At 49.1% G+C, this 21421-nt stretch carries 21 protein-coding genes; 2 read left to right on the top strand and 19 right to left on the bottom strand.

Annotation, left to right across the window (positions count from 1 at the left end; all coding sequences use genetic code 11):
* Positions 1-52: 52 nt before the first annotated feature.
* The 7 genes from FD09_RS07080 to miaA all read right to left on the bottom strand — a co-directional run bounded on the left by FD09_RS07080 (position 53) and on the right by miaA (position 8010).
* Entirely contained in the window at positions 53-1012 is a 960-nt protein-coding gene (locus FD09_RS07080; protein WP_057819767.1) for an ABC transporter permease, read from the bottom strand.
* Positions 1009-2157 (bottom strand): ABC transporter permease, encoded by a 1149-nt coding sequence (locus FD09_RS07075; protein ID WP_083487638.1) that lies wholly within the window; start codon positions 2155-2157, stop codon positions 1009-1011. Before FD09_RS07075 ends, FD09_RS07080 begins: the two co-directional genes overlap by 4 nt.
* Entirely contained in the window at positions 2147-3697 is a 1551-nt protein-coding gene (locus tag FD09_RS07070) for an ABC transporter ATP-binding protein (RefSeq protein ID WP_057819765.1), read from the bottom strand. Before FD09_RS07070 ends, FD09_RS07075 begins: the two co-directional genes overlap by 11 nt.
* 318 nt (positions 3698-4015) lie before the next feature.
* Complete coding sequence (locus tag FD09_RS07065; protein WP_057819763.1) at positions 4016-5065, bottom strand: BMP family lipoprotein; 1050 nt, start codon at positions 5063-5065, stop codon at positions 4016-4018.
* A gap of 209 nt (positions 5066-5274) precedes the next feature.
* Positions 5275-6615 (bottom strand): type I glutamate--ammonia ligase, encoded by a 1341-nt coding sequence (gene glnA / locus FD09_RS07060; protein WP_057819761.1) that lies wholly within the window; start codon positions 6613-6615, stop codon positions 5275-5277.
* A 17-nt stretch (positions 6616-6632) separates the two neighbouring features.
* Positions 6633-6983 carry a MerR family transcriptional regulator gene (locus FD09_RS07055; protein ID WP_057819759.1) on the bottom strand — a complete coding sequence of 117 codons (351 nt, stop codon included), beginning with the start codon at positions 6981-6983 and terminating at the stop codon, positions 6633-6635.
* A gap of 130 nt (positions 6984-7113) precedes the next feature.
* Positions 7114-8010, bottom strand: coding sequence for a tRNA (adenosine(37)-N6)-dimethylallyltransferase MiaA (gene miaA, locus FD09_RS07050; RefSeq protein WP_057819757.1), 897 nt, complete (start codon positions 8008-8010; stop codon positions 7114-7116).
* Between the two features lie 149 nt (positions 8011-8159).
* On the opposite strand from miaA, the gene FD09_RS07045 reads away from it, so the two are divergent.
* Positions 8160-8345, top strand: a complete 186-nt coding sequence (locus FD09_RS07045) for a DUF3042 family protein (protein WP_057819755.1) — start codon at positions 8160-8162, stop codon at positions 8343-8345.
* A 91-nt stretch (positions 8346-8436) separates the two neighbouring features.
* Here the strand turns inward: FD09_RS07045 and FD09_RS07040 are convergent, their stop codons facing one another.
* From FD09_RS07040 to FD09_RS07015, 6 genes are read right to left on the bottom strand one after another with little or no spacing between them, the layout of a single operon-like run.
* Positions 8437-8853, bottom strand: a complete 417-nt coding sequence (locus FD09_RS07040) for a rhodanese-like domain-containing protein (RefSeq protein WP_057819753.1) — start codon at positions 8851-8853, stop codon at positions 8437-8439.
* Positions 8854-8866: 13 nt separating this feature from the next.
* On the bottom strand, positions 8867-9838 hold the full coding sequence (locus FD09_RS07035) for an ROK family glucokinase (protein WP_057819751.1): 972 nt from the start codon (positions 9836-9838) through the stop codon (positions 8867-8869).
* Positions 9828-10085, bottom strand: coding sequence for a YqgQ family protein (locus FD09_RS07030; protein ID WP_057819749.1), 258 nt, complete (start codon positions 10083-10085; stop codon positions 9828-9830). Before FD09_RS07030 ends, FD09_RS07035 begins: the two co-directional genes overlap by 11 nt.
* Entirely contained in the window at positions 10075-10779 is a 705-nt protein-coding gene (locus tag FD09_RS07025) for a rhomboid family intramembrane serine protease (protein ID WP_235812229.1), read from the bottom strand. The genes FD09_RS07030 and FD09_RS07025 overlap by 11 nt, the downstream gene beginning before the upstream one ends.
* Positions 10772-11335 carry a 5-formyltetrahydrofolate cyclo-ligase gene (locus tag FD09_RS07020; RefSeq protein ID WP_268873286.1) on the bottom strand — a complete coding sequence of 188 codons (564 nt, stop codon included), beginning with the start codon at positions 11333-11335 and terminating at the stop codon, positions 10772-10774. Before FD09_RS07020 ends, FD09_RS07025 begins: the two co-directional genes overlap by 8 nt.
* A gap of 17 nt (positions 11336-11352) precedes the next feature.
* The gene (locus FD09_RS07015) at positions 11353-13455 is read right to left on the bottom strand and encodes a peptidoglycan D,D-transpeptidase FtsI family protein (protein WP_057819745.1); all 2103 of its coding nucleotides are present in this window, start codon (positions 13453-13455) and stop codon (positions 11353-11355) included.
* Between the two features lie 136 nt (positions 13456-13591).
* On the opposite strand from FD09_RS07015, the gene FD09_RS07010 reads away from it, so the two are divergent.
* Complete coding sequence (locus FD09_RS07010) at positions 13592-16294, top strand: YfhO family protein (protein ID WP_083487634.1); 2703 nt, start codon at positions 13592-13594, stop codon at positions 16292-16294.
* On the opposite strand, the gene FD09_RS07005 is transcribed toward FD09_RS07010, so the two are convergent.
* The 6 genes from FD09_RS07005 to mltG all read right to left on the bottom strand — a co-directional run bounded on the left by FD09_RS07005 (position 16243) and on the right by mltG (position 21405).
* Positions 16243-16908: a response regulator transcription factor gene (locus FD09_RS07005; RefSeq protein WP_057819741.1), complete on the bottom strand. Its 666-nt coding sequence runs from the start codon at positions 16906-16908 to the stop codon at positions 16243-16245. The two genes, FD09_RS07010 and FD09_RS07005, sit on opposite strands and share 52 nt — an antisense overlap.
* Positions 16901-17974, bottom strand: coding sequence for a sensor histidine kinase (locus FD09_RS07000; RefSeq protein ID WP_057819739.1), 1074 nt, complete (start codon positions 17972-17974; stop codon positions 16901-16903). Before FD09_RS07000 ends, FD09_RS07005 begins: the two co-directional genes overlap by 8 nt.
* A complete protein-coding gene (gene liaF, locus FD09_RS06995) occupies positions 17971-18693 on the bottom strand; it encodes a cell wall-active antibiotics response protein LiaF (RefSeq protein WP_057819737.1) in 723 nt (240 codons plus the stop codon). The genes FD09_RS07000 and liaF overlap by 4 nt, the downstream gene beginning before the upstream one ends.
* Positions 18694-18999: 306 nt before the next feature.
* Entirely contained in the window at positions 19000-19473 is a 474-nt protein-coding gene (greA, locus tag FD09_RS06990) for a transcription elongation factor GreA (RefSeq protein WP_057819735.1), read from the bottom strand.
* A gap of 59 nt (positions 19474-19532) precedes the next feature.
* Positions 19533-20177, bottom strand: a complete 645-nt coding sequence (udk, locus tag FD09_RS06985) for a uridine kinase (protein ID WP_057819732.1) — start codon at positions 20175-20177, stop codon at positions 19533-19535.
* Positions 20178-20214: 37 nt separating this feature from the next.
* Positions 20215-21405 (bottom strand): endolytic transglycosylase MltG, encoded by a 1191-nt coding sequence (mltG, locus tag FD09_RS06980; protein ID WP_083487632.1) that lies wholly within the window; start codon positions 21403-21405, stop codon positions 20215-20217.
* Between the last annotated feature and the right edge of the window lie 16 nt (positions 21406-21421).

The raw sequence follows: 21421 nt of genomic DNA, 5'->3' as shown, positions 1-21421 counted from the left end.
ACTGGATTAAAGTTTTTGAATCCAGTCCCTTTTAATATACCCCGATACAAGTTTACCTTGATTTAACGAAAGTCGACCCATCCGCAGCTGGCGCTTGTGACTTACCAATAAAGGCCACCAGCACAATAATAGTGATCAAATATGGCGCCAATGTGAACCACACATTGGGAATGTTGGCAATCACTGGAATATATTTACCAATAATCGCCAAAGATTGGGCAAAGCCGAAGAAGATAGCCGCCCCCATCGCACCGATCGGATTCCATTTACCAAAAATCATCGCCGCCAACGACATAAACCCTTGGCCGACAATTGTCGATACGGAGAAATTCAAAGTGATACTTTCCGCCATGATAGCCCCGCCAATTCCGCCCAGTAAGCCGGATAGCATGACCCCCATGTACCGATATTTGTACACCGAAATACCAACAGAATCCGCCGCTTCCGGGTGTTCACCCACGGACCGCAACCGCAGCCCAAACCGGGTATACTTTAGCACCCACCAAGCAAAGATTGCGACGAAGACTCCCAGATAGGCCACCAGTGACGTATTGCGGAAGAAAATCGGTCCAATAAACGGAATATCTGACAAACCGGGGATCGTGACGTTGGCTAATGGTTGTTTAATAATATCCGTTTGCCCTTTACCTGCAAAAATCAGTTTTGTCAGATAAACCCCTAATGCCGGGGCCATCAAGTTCAAGACGGTCCCAGAAATAATATGGTCGGTCCGCCAGTTGATCGTGGCCACGGCGTGCATGAGTGAGAAAAGAACACCCACGAGACCGCCAGCCAGCAAACCAAACCACGGGGTAGCGGCACCAAATATGTCCGCTGTGAAGAGATTGAACACAACGCTGGAGAAAGCTCCCATCACCATGATTCCTTCTAACCCGACGTTGACGATCCCGCTGCGTTCGGAGAATGTACCGCCAAGAGCGGTAAAAATCATTGGTGCGGAATACACCAGCGTTGTGGAAACTACCGTCAGCAGTAATGTCGTGATGTTCATTTGGTGTCCTCCCCTTCCTCTTCGGCTTGGGCTGCTCTTTCGGCAACCGCCGCCTCCGGTTGCGTGTCACTGGCCACCGCTTCTGGCTGCCGCGGATGTCTGCGCAGCTTGACACTGAGATAACGAATCAAGTAATTAGCCCCGACAAAGAAGATGACCGCAGCAATCACAATATCAACGATTTCCGGCGGGGTTGTGGACGCGATGGAAATATTCAAGCCACCAATTTTAAGCATTCCGAACAGTAATGCGGCTAAAACAATCCCCACCGGCGAACCGGTAGCCAGCAGCGAGACGGACATACCGTCAAAACCGATGCTGGGTAGGGCGGTATTTACAATAATGTTTTGAAAGTTGCCCAACCCCTCCATCGCACCGCCTAATCCGGCCAAACAGCCAGAAATCAACATGGCGGAGATAATCGTCCTTTTCGTGGACATGCCCGCGTAGCGAGAGGCATCCTCATTCATTCCCACCGCGCGAATTTCAAATCCGAGAGTCGTTTTCTTCATCAACCACCAAACGACGACTACTGCGGCTAACGAGACGAGAATGCCCCAGTGGAAAGTCGAGTTTTGGGTTAAATGTTCCAGAAACGGGGTGCGTAATCGTGCTTGAACGGGAATCGTTGGCGAATAATCCCCGTCACCCTTGGCTAAGAAACCCTTCACAATCGCGTTGGTGGCATATAACGCAACATAGTTCAACATAATGGTGGTGATGACTTCACTGGCGCCGAAGTACGCCCGTAAAAAACCGGCAATGCCGGACCAGAGTGCACCAGCAATCGCACCGGCCAAAATAGCACCGGGTAATAGAATGAATCCAGGTGCGTGAGGAAATGCCAGGGCGAAGGTCACGGACGCTAACCAACCGGCCAGTGCCTGCCCTGCCAAACCAATGTTGAAGAATCCTGCTGAGTTAGCCACGGCAAAACCCAGTCCGGTTAAAATCAAAGGCGTCGCCTCTCGCAAAACTTCACCGATGGCATTGGGACTGCCGACCGCCCCCGTGAATAAGCTGACATAGTTTTCAATCGGATTGAAACCCGATAATAACATAATGATCGCGCCGACCAGCATTCCCAAGATGACTGAGGTCACGGAAATCCATAAATTGCCGAACCGCAAATTCTTAATGCGCATTGAGCATTTCCTCCTTCCCGGAAACTGTTTCGCCGGCCATCAGCAAACCAATCTCACTTTCCGATAAGGCGTTTGTTTCCGCCTGACCAACGATGGTGCCGTCGTGGATGACGGCGACACGATCGGCCAACTGCCGAATTTCATCCAGCTCATACGAAATCAGCAAAATGGCGTGGCCAGCGGCGCGGGCCGCCAGTAACTGTTGATGAATGAATTCAATGGCGCCGACGTCCAGCCCCCGGGTGGGATTGACCGCAATCAAAAGCTGCGGTTCCCGGCTCAATTCACGGGCAATGATTAGTTTTTGCTGATTACCACCGGATAAAGAGCCGGCGGGTTCTTCAATATTACTATGCCGAACATCGTATTCACTGAGTAAGTTTTCCGTATTAGCAATCATTGCTTTCGGATTTAACACGCCATGGTGCGAATAAGGCGCCAGGGTATAAACCTGCAAAGACATATTGTCGACCAAACTCATCGGCAAAATCAATCCATAACGCTGCCGGTCTTCCGGAATATGGCCCACGCCTGAGCGAGTGATTTGGCGCGGAGTCGCACCAGTTCGATCCTGACCAGCAATGGTCACCTGGCCGCCAGCAGTTGGCATCAACCCGGTGATTGCCCGGACTAGTTCACTTTGCCCATTACCATCAATCCCGGCCAACCCGACAATTTCACCACCGTGAATGGTTAAATCAAAATCATGGACTCGGGTAACTTTTTGCTTGTCAACCACGCGCAGGTCTGTAATTTTGAGAATTTCTGGGCCAGCAGGCATCGGTACCCGCTCACGTTGAAAAGTGACGTGCCGGCCTACCATCAGTTCGGCTAATTTTTCAGTGGAAGTGGTCTTGGTATCGACAGTATCGATCACTTTTCCCCGCCGGATGATGGTAGTGACATCCGCCACAGCCTGCAGTTCTTTTAACTTATGGGAAATCAAAACAACTGCTTTGCCTTCATTGGCCAACCGCCGAAAAATTGCCAGTAATTCCTTGATCTCTTGGGGGGTCAACACAGCGGTTGGTTCATCAAAGATCAGGATATCCGCATTCCGGTAAAGGACCTTCAAGATTTCGACCCGTTGCTGCATACCCACGGAAATATCCGCTACTTGCGCATCGGGATCAATCGATAAACCGTATCGTTTGGATAACGCCATAATTTTGTCCCGGGCGTCGTGACGATTCAGTACACCCGGCCCCTTAGTTTCTTCAACACCGAGCATAATGTTTTCCAGTACAGTGAAGTTTTCCACCAACATAAAGTGCTGGTGGACCATACCGATTCCTAACTGGGTCGCATCCTTGGCGGAAGCAAGATGGACTGATTGACCATGGACTAATATTTCGCCGCTTGTGGGCTGCAGGATACCCGAGAGCATATTCATCATAGTCGTTTTACCAGCGCCGTTTTCGCCCAACAGGCCATGAACTGTACCACTTTTGATTTGCATTGAAATGTGATCATTGGCCACAAAATCACCAAACCGCTTTGTCAAGCCGCGCACTTCAATGGCAATATCTGTTAATGCCATAAATGGACTCCTTTCTGAATAAATAGAAAAAATTAGGGGCTGGGACACAATTCTAAACCCGGATGATACAGTGCCAATGCGGAGCAATCGGAGGCTGAAATGGGCTCAGCTGTGGAAACCACACCGCGCGCTCTTTGCGCGGATGTGGTTAGGCGTGTTTGAGACCGCGCACTTTGCGGACTCAAACCGCCGTCACAGCTAGCTTCGCCTGCGGCTACGCACTAGCTGCGCGTCGCCACCCATTTCAGCCGGAGATTGCGCAGCTTTGGTACAGCGCATCAGGAAGAATTTTGTCCCAACCCCTAATAAGGTAGGCAATTACTTCTTGTTCAATTGTGACGGCTTTTCGGCAACCTTCAAGGAACCGTCAATAATCTTCTTTTGATAGTCTTGAACGCTCTTCCAAGCGGCCGCACTTAAATTGCCCTTGGTCAAACTAACTCCTTTTTCTTTCAAGCCATAAACCGTGGTTTTACCGCCAGGGAATTTGCCGTCTTTGGCATCGTCTGCCAATTTTTCCATCGCCGTACCGACACCCTTAACAGTAGAGGTCAAGGTTAAGTTACCACCCTTATATTGACCTTCAGCCGTTTGGTCTTGGTCGACACCGATGACCCAAACCTTCTTCTTCTTGATTTGGTTCTTGGCAGCGGAGAAGACTCCGGCACCAGTACCGCCAGCGGCCTGATAAATGACGTCTTCATCGTTGTTGAACATCGCGTTGGCTAGTGCCTGTCCGACATCGGGTTTGCTGAAGTCATTGGCGTATTTCACGTCCACGCTGATGTTCTTGTCCACAGCAGCGACACCCTGACGGAAGCCGGCTTCAAAACGATCGATGACTGCACTATGCACACCACCGATGAAACCAACCTTCTTTGTCTTGGTCGTCTTAGCCGCGGCAACCCCGGCCAAGAAAGCCCCTTCGTTATCTTTGAAAGTGACTGAGGCCACATTCTTAGCAGGAATCACATCGTCAATGATGACAAAGTTAGTCTTTGGATTAGCCTTTGCGGCGTTCTTGATCGCACTTTCCAACTTATAGCCGATCCCGAAAATTGTTTGATACTTAGCTTGAATCAATTTATTGATGTTCGGGGTGAAATCAGCATCAGAATTAGATTGGGCATAATTATAACCGCCCACGCCTTTCTTCAAACCATTCTTTTTACCCCACGCTTCTAAGCCTTCCCAACCGCTTTGGTTGAATGACTTATCGTCCACCCCGCCGCCATCAGTCACTAATGCTGCGGAATACTTTGTTGTCTTGGCACTACCAGCATTCTTGTTATTGTTGCCACACGCGGCTAGTGTGAGACCAACTGCCGCGATGGATGCAATTAAACCGATTCTCTTACTGAGCTTCAAGAAAATTTCCTCCTCGTTGGGTCCTGCGCCCTTGATGCACTTATCATAACATGGTGAAAGGCCGCAAACAACAACACTCACCATTATATTTTAGTGTAATGTTCGTTATTGAAACGCTAACACTCCGTAATGGACAATTAGCGTATCGTCTTTATTATTCATTGCGAACTCAAAAGACAATACGCTAATCGACACATCAAATCATTTGATTAATACAGTTCTAAATATTGGTCTCTTTCCCACTTAGACACGGATTGACGATAGCCATCCCATTCCATGCGTTTGGAGTCCACAAAGCTTTGATACAAGTGTGAACCCAAGGCATCGATCACCACTTCATCACCAGCCAATGCCTTCAGTGCATTGTGCAGTGTGGACGGTAAATCAGTAATGTGGTTGGCCTTAAGTTCTTCTGGCGTCATCTTATAGATATTGCGGTGAACCGGCGCCGGCGGGGTCAGTTTGTTGTTCAAGCCATCCATGCCAGCAGCCAAAATGGCGGCAATCGCCAAGTATGGATTGGCTGTCGGATCAACACTCCGCATTTCCAACCGAGTAGAAAGACCACGAGATTGCGGTACCCGAATCAGCGGACTGCGGTTGCGGCCGGACCAAGCCACATAAGTGGGTGCTTCATATCCCGGTACCAACCGCTTATAGGAATTGACAGTCGGATTGTTGATGGCCGTCAGTGCCCGTGCATGAGTCAGTAAACCGGCTAAGAAATGACGGGATTCTGCAGATAATTGATCATCCGTAGCAGGGTCAAAGAAAGCGTTATCGCTGCCCTTGAACAAGGACATGTTAATATGCATCCCACTACCGTTGATGCCAGCTAAAGGCTTGGGCATAAACGTCGCATGCAGGCCGTGCTGGCGGGCGATAGTCTTGACCACCAGCTTGAAAGTCTGAATGTTATCAGCCGCATGAATGGCTTCCGCATACTTGAAGTCAATTTCATGTTGACCAGGCGCCACTTCATGATGGCTGGCTTCAACCTCGAAGCCCATCTTTTCTAATTCCAAAACGATGTCCCGCCGTGTGTTTTCGCCGAGATCGACTGGTGCAAAGTCAAAGTAGCCGCCCTTGTCATTCAATTCTAGTGTGGGGCGATCGTCTTCGTCCAACTTGAAGAGGAAGAATTCTGGTTCAGGGCCAATGTTGAATGTCGTATAACCAGCTTCCTTAGCTTCTGCCAAGACCCGGCGTAAATTGTTTCGCGGGTCGCCCGCAAACGGTGTACCGTCTGGATTGTGGACGTCGCAAATCAACTGCGCAACCCGCCCGTGTTCAGAACCCCATGGGAAGACTAACCAAGTACTCAAATCAGGGTACAGCAGCATGTCACTTTCTTCAATCCGGACAAAACCGTCAATGGAAGAACCATCGAACATAATCTTGTTTGCCAAGACCTTCTCCAATTGATCCACGGGAACTTCCACATTTTTAATAATACCGTTAATATCCGTGAACACTAACCGTAAGAACTGAACATTTTCATCTTTTACGGCCTGCCGAATCGAATCCGCAGTAATTTCTGGACGCGCCATCAAACCCACTCCATTCTTTATTCTCTAGTGCTGGGGAACCGGGTGTCATGAAGGAAGCCGGCGGTCCGGAACATCTCATCGCGTAATAGTTCACGGGCTTTTTCGTCTGACACACCACCGTTTTTGGCCGCCATGCGGCGGGCTTTTACCTCGGCTAGACTATCTCCGGCCTCTAAATCATCTTTGATGGCCAACAATACGTCAATATCATTCATCGAGTACTGCCGCTGACCACCCTTGGTGCGATGCGGCGTCAACAACTCTTGGGATTCATAATAACGGATCTGTCGCGCTGTTAATCCGGTGATCGTTTCTGCTGTGCCAATCGACAATACAGGCGTCGATCGCCGTACTTCATTCTCTGCCATCCAGTTCACCTCCTTCAACAGTGACCACTATACAATGCTGAAAAAAGGTGTGTCAACGGCAATTGTCAGGTTTTCTGACATGGTACCTCACTTTTTCGCCAGATACTTAACATGGTCCAGACCAATTTCACTATTTAGCAAGAAAATCTGTGACGGCCTGGTCAATATTGGCGGCGGCATTCGGATCATTCAGTAAATCAAACCACTGGACCGGCAATTGATGTCGAAAATACGTCAGCTGACGTTTGGCATAATGCCGGGAGTCCGCCTGAATCCGCTCCACCACTTCTGCCTTGGTCCGTTCACCGGCAAAATAAGGCCACCATTCCCGATAACCGATGCCTTTGCCAGCGGCCACTTGGGTACCGTCATGGGCATAAAGCCAGCGGGCTTCGCCTTCTAACCCCGCCGTTATCATTTGCGTCACCCGCTGATTGATGCGGGTGTAAAGTTGCTGTCGATCTGTATGCAAGCCGATGAATAACGCATCCATCGCGGGTTGTAAAGTATCCCCTTGATCCGAAAAAAGATGTCCGGTCGCCGCAATGACCGCCAGTGCCCGGTCAACCCGACGGCGATTCGTCACTGGGATCTTGGCAGCGGCGACGGGGTCTTTTTGATGCAGCTGGGTCCATGCCGCAGCATCATCCAAAGCCGTATCTTCATCATCCGTGTGCCGTTCATGGCCAAGTGTCCACCCCAGCCAAAACATTCGTAGATAAAAGCCCGTACCACCGACCACAATTGGCACATGACCCCGCCCCGCGATTTCATCCACTAATTGCGTGGCGGCTTGTTGAAAATCGTAGGCTGAAAACGATTCGTCCACATTGCGAATATTTAACAGATGATGGGGAATCCCCGCCATTTCTGCAGGGAATACTTTGGCCGTGCCGATATCCAGATGACGGTAGACCTGCATAGAATCGCCTGAAATAATTTCTCCTTGAAATTTTTGAGCCAACTGAATCCCCAGACCCGATTTCCCCACTGCAGTGGGACCGACGACCATGATTACTTTTTCCAATATTCCTTGATACCGCCTTTCAAAACCTGGTATTGATTATAACGTAGCTGTTAATCCCGTGAAAGGTGGGAAGAAAACGCTAAATTCTTTGCACTTGACCGCCAAATACGTGATAATAGAGTAGACAGAAGAGATTGGAGGAATGCATTATGGCAAAAAAATCAAAGTTTGGTCGCGGCTTTTTATTCGGTGTATTAACCACCGCAGGAGCTGTTGCTGGTACTGTTTATGCATTTAAGAAGCAAGTTGTCGAACCAAGTGAAGACGAAGTATCCCGGATCGAAGAGAACCGCAAACGGGCTAACCGGAAGGCTCACCAAGCTCATCAGGGTTAACGCCAATTTACTTAATTGACTGAATACAAAAGGACTGCCTGCAATTTGCTTAAGCAAATTGCCGGCAGTCCTTTTTTTGTGGTACCAATGCTTATGCGTTGGCGCCTTTAATTTTACCGCTCCAGTCCTTCATGCCGCCCTTGAGCCAATGAATATCCTTGAAGCCCTTTTTACGTAATTGCATAGCCGCCTTGATGGCCAGTGTAGTGCCATCCTCATACAAATAAACGGGTAAATCTTTCCGCAGACTGCCCATATCCTGTTTCAGCGCTGCGAAAGGAATATTACGTGCGCCAAGAATATGCTTGCTGTCAAAAGTCTTTCGTTCCCGTAAATCAATAATTTGAGCATGGGTACGGCCCTTTTCGAATGTTTCACCATCAATGGCGCCATTGATCTGACGGCCACGGAACCAGTAATAGACGGGACTGCCGACCATTAAAATGATGATGATAATCAAAACAATGTTAATCACTAAGAAAACCGGGTTGACACTTGCCAAATACATACGATAAATTCCTCTATTCCTGTTGATCTTGCAATACGAGTGAGGCGGCGCCGATAACCCCAGCCTCATTGCCTAGTGTTGCCAGGCGTAAAGCAGTTGTATGGCGCACATTCGGGAAGGTGTTTTCTTCAAAATATTTTTGCACACCGTTTAACAGAATATCACCGGCCGCACTCACACCACCGCCAATAACAATATACTTCGGATTCAGCATATTGCCAACATTAGCCAACGCCAGCCCTAAATAGAAGCAAACCCGATCAACCACTTTTGAAGCTAACGGATCGTTATCTTTAGCCAAATCAAAGACTGTCTTGGAACTCACGTCTTGACCGTCATCCACCATAAATTTTAGCTGCGCATCGCCGGAATATTCTTCTGCCATGTCTCGGGCAATATGCACGACCCCTGTCGCAGATGCATATTGTTCCAAGCAGCCGCGTTTACCGCAAGTACATAGATAGCCGCCTGGTTGCACTGTAATGTGCCCCAATTCACCGGCAGAACCAGCGACACCATGCAATAAGTGACCATCTGCGATCACACCGCCGCCAACACCGGTACCAAGTGTCACAAAAGTCACATCGGGATCGTTATCGCCCGCGCCTTGCCAGCGTTCGCCCAACGCTGCCACATTGGCATCATTGTCGATCTTAAAATCAATATGCGTGGCGGCTTCAATGTCCCGCTTAGGATAAACAGTGCCTTCCCAATTCAAGTTATACGCACCGCTGACAGTCCCAGCTGCCAAGTCCACAGAACCGGGTGAGCCCATACCGATGCCAATAAATTGCTCTGACTTCATTTGATACAAATCCAAATGGTGGTTAATGGAGTCGATGATATTGGGAATGATGTGTTGCCCATCTTCTAAAATATCCGTTTCGATACTCCAACGCTGCTGAACTTCCCCAGCAGGTGTAATAATAGCAAACTTGGTGGTCGTACCACCTAAGTCAATACCGATCAGTTTCTTATCGTCCATGATGATTTACGCTCCATTTACTCTTATCTTTTTGCGTCCGCAACTCGTACTCCCGCTCGCGATTAAGCACGGCTCGGGCATTCATATATATCTTAACATCAATTAAGCCAGCCGTGTATACGTGTTCAAGCTCAATCGTCATTAATTCAATGTCCCACAACCGCTTTCCCAAATGAACAAGAATGTTGTACTTTTCCAAGAGCTGTTGGACATCATAAAGTGTCCGTAATTGCGGGCTAGCCGCCATAACGACTCATCCCCAAGGTATATAATACCGCTGCGGCCACGACGGTCACAGCAATGCCTAATATTCGCTGCCACCACGGCAATTTACCGTAGCGCGCCGGCAACGCCAAACCCATACCCAATAAGTAGCCGCCGATGGCCCCGCCGATATGGCCCCAAATATCAACCTGGGGCATGACGATATCAATCACTAAGTTCAAAATAATCAACGTCGCAAACTGCCGTCCGGCCATCTGAAAATATGGTTCTTGCCGGTAACTGACCCCGAGCATTAAGAAGGCGCCGAACAGACCAAATAAAGCCGTACTGGCTCCTGCTGAGAGTGTATTCATGCGCCCCAAAGCAAAGGATGTTAAATTGCCCAGGATGCCGCTGCCTAAATAAATCACCAAGGTGCGCCAGTGACCAAATAATTGTTCAATCTGCGTGCCCACAGCGTATATCATGACACCGTTTGTCGCGATGTGCAGAAAACCAATGTGAATGAACATCGCCGAAATCAGCCGCCACCACTCACCATTGGCGACAAAGGGACCATAATTAGCCCCCACTGTGGCTAACGTTTCACTATTGGTACTGCCCCCAAGGAGAGATTCCGCCACAAACATCAAGGCAGTCAAAATGAGTAAAATGTACGTCACAAACGGCATCAGTTTCAGCCGCGTCATGTAATAACGCCATTGCGTGTTATCCAATTTTTGGCGCCTCCCCTAATAAAAGTGTCTGCACAGGAATATCATGCGGCTGGACCGGCCAAGGCGGTGCCGCAAAGGTCATCGCGCTGGTGGCCATGGCCACTGTCGCACGATCTGGATGGGCAGCCAAATAACGGTCATAATAGCCCGCCCCAAAACCGACCCGGGCATGACTGTCCCGAACAAACGCAACTCCCGGGACAACAATGATGTCGGGAACCTCATACGCATCAGCCAGAGGTTCCAAGATACCATAGTCAGTCTTCGCTAATTCTTTAGTGTCACCGTGATACGCGACAAAATGCATGGATCGATCGGCAAATGTCTTCGGCAAAAGCACCGTTCGTTTGGCTGCCAGCAAAGTCTCAATGATTGGCGCCGTGGCGACTTCGATCCCGCCCGCCATGGTTAAACCAACACTGCCATGGGGGGCAGTGGTTGAAAGATAATCCAGGAGCTTTTGTTGGACCCGCTGGGACTCTTCCTTAAAGGCGACAGTCTTGGCAAACTCAGCCATTCTGGGGATTTGCAGTGCGCGGAAATCTTTTTTCTTCAGTGTGATGACCTCTTCACCTACTTAATATTGTTCAACTTGTAGTATTGCTCGATCATGGTCCGAGCCACTTGTTGGTTATAGTTACCCTCTGAGTCCGCATCCAGATTAGGGAACACGATTGCAATGGCGATTTGCGGATCATTCGACGGCGCAAAGCCGACAAAGCTGGAGTTAGTCGTCTCAGGCGGATTAGCGGTGGGGTGGTCCGGATCGATATAGAATGATTGAGCAGTCCCCGTCTTCGCCGACATCGCTGGCGTAATATCCTTTAACGGGTGAGCCGTACCCCAAGCCATAGAACCATGGACAACATTGTACATTCCTTGTTTAACGACATTCAATTCATCCTGGGTAAACGGCACCCGATTCAAGATGGTCGGTGTAGTAGAATCCACGATCGCCCCCTTGGTACCTTCTGTGCCATTTTCTTGAATGGACTGAACGATGTACGGCTTCATCCGATACCCGCCGTTGGCAATGGTGGAAATGTATTGGACCATCTGGACCAGTGTGTACTGATCATAGTTCCCGTAAGATAAGTCCAGCGCTTTCCCTGAATTCAACTGACCTTCGTCATTATGGGTTGGACCCAGATAGGAGCCAATTTCGCCGGGTAAATCGATCCCGGTTTTCGGGCCAAGGCCAAACATCGAAAAGTAAGACCGCATAATCGTAAACACGTTATTTCCGAAATTAATGAGTTGATGCGGTACGTACCGCGCCTTCCCTTCCTTGAGGGCTAAATTCATCATGTAAATGTTAGAAGACACTTCCAATGCTTGAACAGCATTCAGTGATGAATAGGTGCCCGCCGGATAAACAGATTTCTTCACGGGTGTGGCGGGCAAATAAATGGGATCATCTACCTGCGTGTTGCTGCTGGGTGTGATTACTCCATCCATCAACGCTCCTAATACGGTCGCCCCTTTGACCGCAGAACCCATGACGAAGTTACGATTGATGGTGCCCAAGGCGTCGTCTGATTCTTTCTTGGTCTTGGGATCATTTTGCACTCCGGCCATGGCCAAGATGGCCCCCGTCTTCGGATTCATTGCAATTGCGTAGGCCCCATCGGAATACTGGGCATCGCCAGCGCTCTTAGCCCGATCAAACTGTTCCTTCAGTACTTTTTCTACAATCTTTTGATAATCACTATCTATGGTGAGATTCAGATTGTCACCGGCTTTACCGCCATAAATGGTTTGTTCATCCGTAACCGAATTATTGGCGTGGACGTCCACTTGCGTTCGCGATTTAGTGCCCTTGAGCACCCCCTCGTAAGCTTTCTCCAAATAACTGGTGCCCACCCGATCATTGCGGGAATATCCTTGAGCCAATAACGAATTCAACTCATCTTCTGGTAGGCCTTGTTGTTCCGAGGAAACCGACCCGATGACGCTGCGCATTGAATTCCCATTCGGGTAGGACCGTTCCCAATCGGTACCCACACTCACCCCAGGGATCTCGGTTAAATGTTCTGATACCTGGGCAACTTCTGTGGCGGTCACTCCGCTGTTTTTAATGGTCACCGTGGATAGTTGGTAAGCGCCAGCCATGCGGGCGTATATTCGCGCGGCGTCCTGCTCTGATTTAGATAACGTGACACCTTTAGCCATGGTATTAGCCACTTCGAACTGATATTGCTCCGTACCGCTGCGTTCATCACCCGCTGCATTATACTTTTGACTCTTGGTTAGTGCTTTACCAGCTGCTTCCAAATTTTCCTTCTTTGCCAAATAGTAATCGACTTCGTCCCGTTTGGTGAGCTTAATAGTGTCCGGCATCTGAATCAATGTGGCCAATCGATCGGCTACTGCTCGAATCTGAGCCGCTGTCACCGAGGCATTCTTCGTGTAAGTGATGGCACTTTCCGGTTCGTTGCCTACCAGTAAGCGGCCTTTACTGTCGTAAACTTGTCCCCGGGCGACTTCTTTAGTTACGATGCTCGAATCGGTCCGCTCCACTTCGGCCTGGAACATATCGCCGTTAACCACCTGCAAATAAGCCAATTGCGCCATCAAGGCAGCAAAAAGCAAAAAAACTAGTAATAGTAAAAAGTTTAAGCGAAAGGGAATCTTTGATTTCTTTCGTTGCGGTGTTTGTTGATTTCCAGAATGCACGTTTACTCGACCCCGATCTCATTAATGTTCTCGTTGACTCATTGTAGCAAAAAAGCCGCCCACTCACTAGCACCTTACCAAGGCCTTAACGATAATGTATGATAGACGTACGTTGAGATAGAAAGGCGGCCCCTTATTGCGCAACCAATACCGACACTCCCGGGTCACTCCGGCTAGATGGCCCTTGGTCTGGAGCTTCTTAGTCCCATTTTTATTTATTTTGGGTTATTTTGCCATTCTCAAAGCCTGGCCTTTGGGCAATCAAAGCGTCATGACCGTAGATTTGGGTCAGCAGTACATTGATTTTTTTGCATACTTTAAAAAAACTTTAGCAAGTCACCCCGAAACCTTCTTCTATTCGTTCAGCAAGGGCTTGGGCGGCGAGATGGTGGGCACATTTGCCTACTACTTGATGAGTCCGCTCAATTTTTTGCTTTTCCTATTTCCGGGGACCAGTTTGTCCGTGGGCGTGTGGTTGTTGATGGCGGTGAAATTAGGACTGGCTGGGCTTTTTGCATGTCTATACTTGCGGGCGCCTAAGCGCCGATTGGCGCCAGTCGCTCAAGCGGCCTTTGCCACAGCATATGGCCTATGTGCCTATTTAATTGTCAACCACTACAACGTGATGTGGCTGGATGGCGTTTACTTATTACCATTGGTGTTACTGAGTTTGGATTGGCAACGAGAAAATCGATACCTGTGGGCGTATCCGTTATTGCTGGCGATCACCTTCATTACCAACTACTACATCGGTTACATGGTTGCCCTCTTCTTGGTGCTGTATTGGTTCTGGTACCAGAGTCAATTTGCCCAAACTTGGGCGCAATGGTGGCGGGGAGCAGGTCGCTTCGCCTGGACTTCCCTGTTGGGGGCCGGACTCAGTCTTTTCATGCTGCTGCCAACGTTTTTTGCGTTGACCGATTCCAAGGGGACCTACACCGTCCGGGCAATTCACTGGCAGTTTGAATACAATCCCTTGAAGTTATTACCTAAAATGGTTTCGGGGGCATACTCATTCGACCAAATGTCCTCTGGTCAGGCCAACATTTACACCACCATGATCATTGGTCTGGGCGTCATTTTATACTTTTGCAACCGCTGGCTGCCCTGGCGGGAAAAAATCGTGGCCGGCTTGGTCTCCCTATTTTTAGTAGCGAGTCTCTTTGTCGAACCGTTGGATCTGTTGTGGCATGGCTTTCAATTTCCCGTTTGGTATCCTTACCGATTTAGCTTTGTGGTGAGTTTATGGGCAATTTTACTCACTGCCCGAGTCTGGCCGTTACTGCCCCACTTTAGTTGGCGCCAGGGTCTGCTCATGGCTATCCCAGGCGTCATCGTCATTGGCTACAGTACTGTTCAATTGGCTAATTTGGAATTCATTCATCCGTTTGCCCTAATCGTGACGGCAATATTTGCCGTGGCCAGCATCGCTCTCGTGGTCACCCATGATCGGCAGTGGCGCTGGTGGCCGGCAGCACTGCTGATTTTGGTCAGTGTCGACATCATCACCAATGGCGTCTTGAGCTTGAATCAGCTCAGTTACATCAGCCAAAGTGACTATGCCAATTATACGAATAATTTGCAAGCCGCCGTGGACGCGGTGAAGCAAGAGAACCACAGCCCGTTCTACCGCATCGGTAAAACTTTTGAGCGCACGAAGGACGATGCGATGCAGACGGACTTCTTTGGTGGTTCCCATTTTAATTCCATGATGGAACCGCGTCAGCCCAAACTCTATGACGAGCTGGGATTGCCCGCAGGCGATGGTCAAATTTCCTATACCAACGGCACCATGATTACGGACGCATTGTTAGATATGCAATATTATCTACAGGACACTAAGAGTTACAGCGTCCTTCAGGATCATAATTTGGCTGCCAACCCGATTATGTTCCCGAATGCGTATCGTCCTGATTTGGCCTTTTACCCAACTCAGAAAAAGCTGACATTGACGACCATACATAAGAATCCCTATGCGTTGCCTCTGGTCTTTTCTGGAAGTTCGCGTGCCCTGCACCATACCCAGTTGCCTAATTATCCGTTATCGGAACAGGAGGCGCTTTGGAATGAGCTCACTGGGAACAAGAATTGGCAAAATCTGTTCATTCCATTGCTGCATCCGACAATCACCACCACTAATACCCGTCAGGATGGTGAAAACAACGTGAGTGGTACGTATTATCGCCGCAATAAAGAAAAAGAGGCCACGGTAACCTATTCGTTCATTGCGACCACCAATGACCCTTTTTACGTGACCTTTGGCGCGAATCTGCCAGTTAAGGATCTGACCATTCGGGTCAATAATCGCGAAGTCAAACAATATGACACCTTCCGCTCACCTGTGGCCTTCAACCTGGCCGCCCGCCAGGCCGGTCGACGGGTGACACTGTCGTTTACTTTCAACAGCGACTCAGTGACTTTTGACGGCTTAGCCTTTTACCGATTGGATATGGCACAATTCGTCAAGATGGATCGCCAACTTCAACAACAGGGAGGGACGGTCACCGGCTTCAAACAGAACCAGATCCAGGCGACTGTGAACACGACGAAAAAGGCCCCCACGATTTACACCACGATCCCGGCTAGTCCCGGTTGGCAGCTATTACTGGACGGCCAGCCAGTCAAGACTAAGGAATTTCTAAAATCATTTCTCGCAGTGACACCAAAAAAAGCCGGCCGCCACACGTTATCGTTCCGCTATGTGGCACCCGGCTGGCGAGTGGGAGTGACAGGTTCATTATTGTCGCTAATTCTTTGGCTGCTGGTGATCGTGCTGAGTCGACGCCGTCATTCGCCAATCGTGTCATCACCATTTGAATCATCCTTGACGAGATGGTGACGGAGCGCATAAATAGCGGCTTGGGTGCGATCTTCCACTTGCAATTTAGCCAGGATATTGGACACATGGGTCTTCACTGTCTTGAGGGTGATAAATAATTCGTCCGCAATTTCCTGGTTGGACCGGCCCTGGGCAATCAGTTGAAGTACTTCCATTTCCCGGTTAGTCAAATCCTCAAAGAGCGGTTTCTCCTGACCATGGGCCATGCGATGCATCATCTTGTTGGTCACTGCCGGTTCCAAGACACTCTCGCCACGGGCCGTTTGGCGAATCGCCTGGGCAATTTCTTCCGCTGTCGATGTCTTCAAAATATAACTGGCAGCACCGGCTTCAATGGCTGGATACACCTTTTCATCATCAATAAAACTAGTCAAAATGATAATCTTTGCCCCTTTCCATTGGGCAAGGATTTTTTTAGTGGCCTCAATGCCATCCATGTTGGGCATCACCACATCCATCAAGATCACGTCCGGACGCAGTTCCAGAGCCAATTTAACTCCCTCTGCGCCATCTGCTGCTTGACCCACGACTTCAATATCATCTTGCACACCAAGATACGTACTGATCCCCAGTCGTACCATTTCATGATCATCCACAATCAACACTTTAATCATCACTCACCGACTCCTTCACGATTGGTACGCGCACTTCAATACTGGTGCCCTGTTTGGGAATGCTGACAATATGCAGGTTGCCGCCCATACTTTTAGTGCGTTCAGAAATATTTTGCAGACCATAGCTGCCAGCCGCTTGGGCGGAATCCTGGTCAAACCCCACCCCGTTATCCACCACTTTAAGTAAAACGGTTTGCCCGATCTGTTTCAAGTATACTTCCAAGGTTGATGCCTTGGCATGGCGTAATGTATTGGATAACAATTCCTGGACGATCCGGAATAGATTATCCTCAATCGCACTAGGCAAGCTCAGGGGAGCCAGATCGGCGGTAATTTTGATTTGCACCTTGGTTTTTAGTTCATTCAACAACGACGTGATTCCTTGCTGCAGACTCTTGCCTTCCAGGTTGACTGGCCGCAGATGGAGCAAGAGTGCCCGCATCTCCGACTGGGCTTCGTTGATCACACTTTCAATCGTGTTGATTTGCTTAGTCAGCGTCGCGGGTAAATCTTCTTTCGCTGCCGTCGCGTTTAGAGCGGACAGCATCATGGTGGCTGCAAATAATTGCTGACTGACCGAGTCGTGCAGTTCCCGAGCCAAGCGGTGGCGCTCTTCTTGTAAGATTTCTTCCTTGGTTTGACTGCCGACAATGATCGGCTGATCGGCCATGGTTTGAATATTTGCCTGTAACGTTTGCAATTTATCGCGTAACTGCTGCAGCTTTTCCACCACATTAACGCACACCGAAGTGACCCGTCCAGTGGGAGTCGTGAGCGCAGTTGAATCATACTGATCGGCCAACAGAGCCGCGACTGCAGCATCTGCGCGTTGCAGCGAACTACGGACGACCATCGAGGTTGCGGCGGTCAACAGCACCCCAATAATCAGCGCCACAGCAAAAAAGCCCAGCACTAAGGGCACCCCCAAAAAAGGCTGGGTCAATTCTTTTTCAACTAGCGGCCAGTTGCCGATTCGATACGCACTGTAAGCCACCACCCCAGAAACCAGAAAAAAGGTAATCAGAGTGACGAGACTGCCCAACACGATCTTTTGTATTCTCGTCATACGTACCGCACCTCCAAGTCACCAATTAATACGCTCGTCACAATTTTAATCGTGCGGACTTTACCGTCCTTCTCTTGATGATGCACTTGAAGACGCTCATTTTGCAACTGGTAATGATCATCGAGGAATTGTACTTTGCCGTACAGGGCACTGTGATCCAGTTCAACATCCACGCCAACAGGAACTAAGATCCGAGTCCGCCCCACCCCCTTGCGGATCATGATTGTATTATCCTGATCTTCTGGCAAAAGGGTATTGCCTAAATCGATGATGGTATCGCCATAAAGGGCAACGAAATTAATATCGTCCCAGGGAAAGGTGGTGGTACCAATAGTGTGGTCACCAAACCAAGGGGACCGTTGCAGCTGGGAATGTTCATTATCTTGGGGAGCTGTCGTCTTGAAATGGACATATTGTTTCTGCCGCCATGGGACCCAATTGCGCACACCGCCGGCACTAGTCGCTAAAAATAGAAGCAGCGCCAGGAAAGTGAGGACGAACAGGCCCCAAAACGCTGAGTTCATGGTGATTCCGATGGTAATAAAAATCCCGGCAAACATGCGACTGCTGCCGCGACGTTGTTCACTGCGGCGACTCACGAGCAGGATCGTGCCGACGACAATCAGAATCAAGCTCATCGGCTCGGTCACGACTTGCCAGCCTAAACCGGCGAGACAGCCAACGATGGCCACGCCTATTAAAAACCAAAGGAAACGCACGTGTTGCCCCTTCTTTCTGTTACCCGCTTGGTGCAAGTATCATTCTGTTATTAGTATACCGTACTCTGGATGATTCACGACCCGCCAGCAGACCTTATTTGGGTGCGACTTTAGGCTGAAGTGTGGGGTTGGACGTCGTGCCAAAGCTGCGCAAGCTACGGTGGCTCCGCATTGGCACTATATCCGACCAACTTCATACTTCTAAAGCATCCAAAAATGCCTGGAAACTAAAAGGTCAGCAATCCGTTGTGTGGGATTGCTGACCTTTTGTGAATCGTCTCCAGTCGTTTTTACGCGACTGACCGATTATTGTACTGCCGTGATCTTAACGTCCATTTCGCCGCCTGGGGTTTTAATGGCCACGGCATCACCCTTGTGTTTGCCGATTAATGCTTTGGCAATGGGTGAGTCGTTAGAAATCTTGCCATCGAAAGGATCGGCTTCTGCTGCGCCGACGATTTGGTAGGTTTCTGGTTCATCTTCGCCGTCTTCTAAGAAGGTGACGGTCTTGCCGACGGATACTTCGTTCACGTCAACTGAATTGACATCTACCACTTGAGCAAAATGCAGCATTTCCTCAATTTGGGAAATCCGGGATTCGACGACACTTTGTTCATCTTTGGCAGATTCGTATTCTGAGTTTTCAGATAAATCCCCGAAACCGCGGGCCACTTTGATACGGTCAATGACCTGTGGCCGTTTTACTGTTTTCAATTGTTCCAATTCGTCTTCCAGCTTCTTTTTGCCTTCCGCCGTCATGGGATAAGTCTTGTTTGCCATTCTTTCTTACACCTCTAAAAATGCGATCAATTTCTTTACCTCGGCACACCAAAAGGACATTATACCGAATCGGTGCGCACTTGTCTTGCTAAAATATCACGAATTTTTGTTACAAGCAAATCGATTGCAACCTGATTTTGGCCGCCCTCTGGCACAATGATGTCGGCATAACGCTTTGTCGGCTCCACAAACTGGTGATACATTGGGCGAACCGTTGCCAGATATTGGGTGATGATACTATCCAAACTACGGCCCCGCTCTTTCATATCCCGTTTAATCCGCCGAATCAAACGAATGTCATCATCAGTGTCCACGTAAACCTTGATATCCATCAAATCTCGCAGTCGGGGATCATCCAAGATCAGAATACCCTCAAGAATAATGACATCCTTGGGATCCTGGCGGACAACCTCCTGGGAACGATTGTGTATGGTGTAATCATAAACCGGTTTGTCAATCGGCTGGTAATCACGTAACTGTTTCAACTGCTCAATCAGCAGATCTGTATCGAAGGCTAACGGGTGGTCATAATTAATCTTCCTTCGCTCAACAAATGGCGCAGTGGATGCCTTGTAATAAGAATCCTCCTGCAGCATAAGAAGTGAATGGCCGGCGAACTGGTCAAAGATTGCCCGGGACACGGTGGTTTTACCGCTGCCGGACCCCCCAGTAACGCCAATGACGATCGGTTTCTTCTTTACCACGCTGCGTTCTCCCTCGTTGAAAAATTCTCCTCAGACCTCATTGGCCGAGATTGGAAGTGGTGCTTTGATGTTGTTCATAGGTCTGTGAATAGTAAATCTTGCCAGTCTTCAGATCGGCCTGGAAATACAAGTAATTCTGGTCTCGATCAGCGGGTTGCAGCACCGCCTGAATCGCATTGATACTGGGATTATTGAATGGTCCTGGACCAAACCCCTTATTGACATACAGGTTATAAGGGGAATCCACGGCTGTATCTTTATTGGTCAAGTGCGTCTTGTGAGTATTCAACGCATACATGACGGAAATATCCGATGGCAAAGCCATGCCGATATCTAATCGATTGAAGAAGACACCTGCGATTTTTTCCCGGTCCTCGGTCTTTACCCCTTCGCGTTCAACCAACGACGCCAAGGTCAATGTGTGTTGGACGGTTAAGTTTTTATCCGCAATCGTCGCGAATAACGGCGACAACTCCTGTTGTGACTTGTGCACCATCATGATGACCAAATCTTTTAAGCTGGTATCCTTATAGATATCATACGTGGCAGGGGCTAAATAACCCTCCAACCGGTAGCGGACATCTTTGGCGGACATCGCCGAACCTAACAGCTTGGGATACTTCTTAGCTAACGAGGACATAAAGGAATCATCCTTCATCAGTTTGATAAACTGGGCTTGTGTCCACTTCTTGTTCTTCTTAGTCTGATCCGCAACGGCGGCAGCCACTTGATCAACCGTCACCCCTTCTTTGACCAGTACCCGCCCTATCCGGTCCTTAGGTTCTGACGCCAACCCCTCTTTTTGGAGCTGACTGACGACTTGATCCAAGGTCATGGATGGCTTGAACGTGTGCCACCCAGCGGTGAAGTCGGTGTAATTGTGGGTCTTGACATAATAGTTAAACACAGTTGCACTGCGGACAATCTTGTTTTTTTCTAACTCCGCGGCAATTTCCTTGTTCGACGAACCAATCGGAATTTTGATCGCCACAGTGCGGGTATCAGTCGCACTGTAAGGTTGCAGACTATTGTGTACATACCGATAACCTAACACGCCGATCACAACCAACAGGACCGCCAAAATACTGACGATCCAGACCACGATCCGATTCGCCACTTTTTGTTCCTCTTGACGGTTTTCAGCGCGCTGCTTGGCTTGATCAGCCGGATCTAACGGTGCCTGTTGCCCATCATCTTTTTTATTATTGGGCGTTTGCTCTGACTTCAAATGAGGTGGACCCCCC

This window comes from Schleiferilactobacillus perolens DSM 12744, from assembly GCF_001435585.1.
In the GTDB taxonomy this organism is placed as follows: domain Bacteria; phylum Bacillota; class Bacilli; order Lactobacillales; family Lactobacillaceae; genus Schleiferilactobacillus; species Schleiferilactobacillus perolens.
This window is presented reverse-complemented; position numbering and strand designations above follow the sequence as displayed.

Coding starts and splice junctions, on each gene's coding strand:
- FD09_RS07080 (WP_057819767.1), bottom strand. CDS start 1,012: ATGAACATCACGACATTACTGCTGACGGTAGTTTCCACAACGCTGGTG.
- FD09_RS07075 (WP_083487638.1), bottom strand. CDS start 2,157: ATGCGCATTAAGAATTTGCGGTTCGGCAATTTATGGATTTCCGTGACC.
- FD09_RS07070 (WP_057819765.1), bottom strand. CDS start 3,697: ATGGCATTAACAGATATTGCCATTGAAGTGCGCGGCTTGACAAAGCGG.
- glnA (WP_057819761.1), bottom strand. CDS start 6,615: ATGGCGCGTCCAGAAATTACTGCGGATTCGATTCGGCAGGCCGTAAAA.
- FD09_RS07055 (WP_057819759.1), bottom strand. CDS start 6,983: ATGGCAGAGAATGAAGTACGGCGATCGACGCCTGTATTGTCGATTGGC.
- FD09_RS07045 (WP_057819755.1), top strand. CDS start 8,160: ATGGCAAAAAAATCAAAGTTTGGTCGCGGCTTTTTATTCGGTGTATTA.
- FD09_RS07040 (WP_057819753.1), bottom strand. CDS start 8,853: ATGTATTTGGCAAGTGTCAACCCGGTTTTCTTAGTGATTAACATTGTT.
- FD09_RS07035 (WP_057819751.1), bottom strand. CDS start 9,838: ATGGACGATAAGAAACTGATCGGTATTGACTTAGGTGGTACGACCACC.
- FD09_RS07030 (WP_057819749.1), bottom strand. CDS start 10,085: ATGGCGGCTAGCCCGCAATTACGGACACTTTATGATGTCCAACAGCTC.
- FD09_RS07005 (WP_057819741.1), bottom strand. CDS start 16,908: ATGATTAAAGTGTTGATTGTGGATGATCATGAAATGGTACGACTGGGG.
- FD09_RS07000 (WP_057819739.1), bottom strand. CDS start 17,974: ATGACGAGAATACAAAAGATCGTGTTGGGCAGTCTCGTCACTCTGATT.
- greA (WP_057819735.1), bottom strand. CDS start 19,473: ATGGCAAACAAGACTTATCCCATGACGGCGGAAGGCAAAAAGAAGCTG.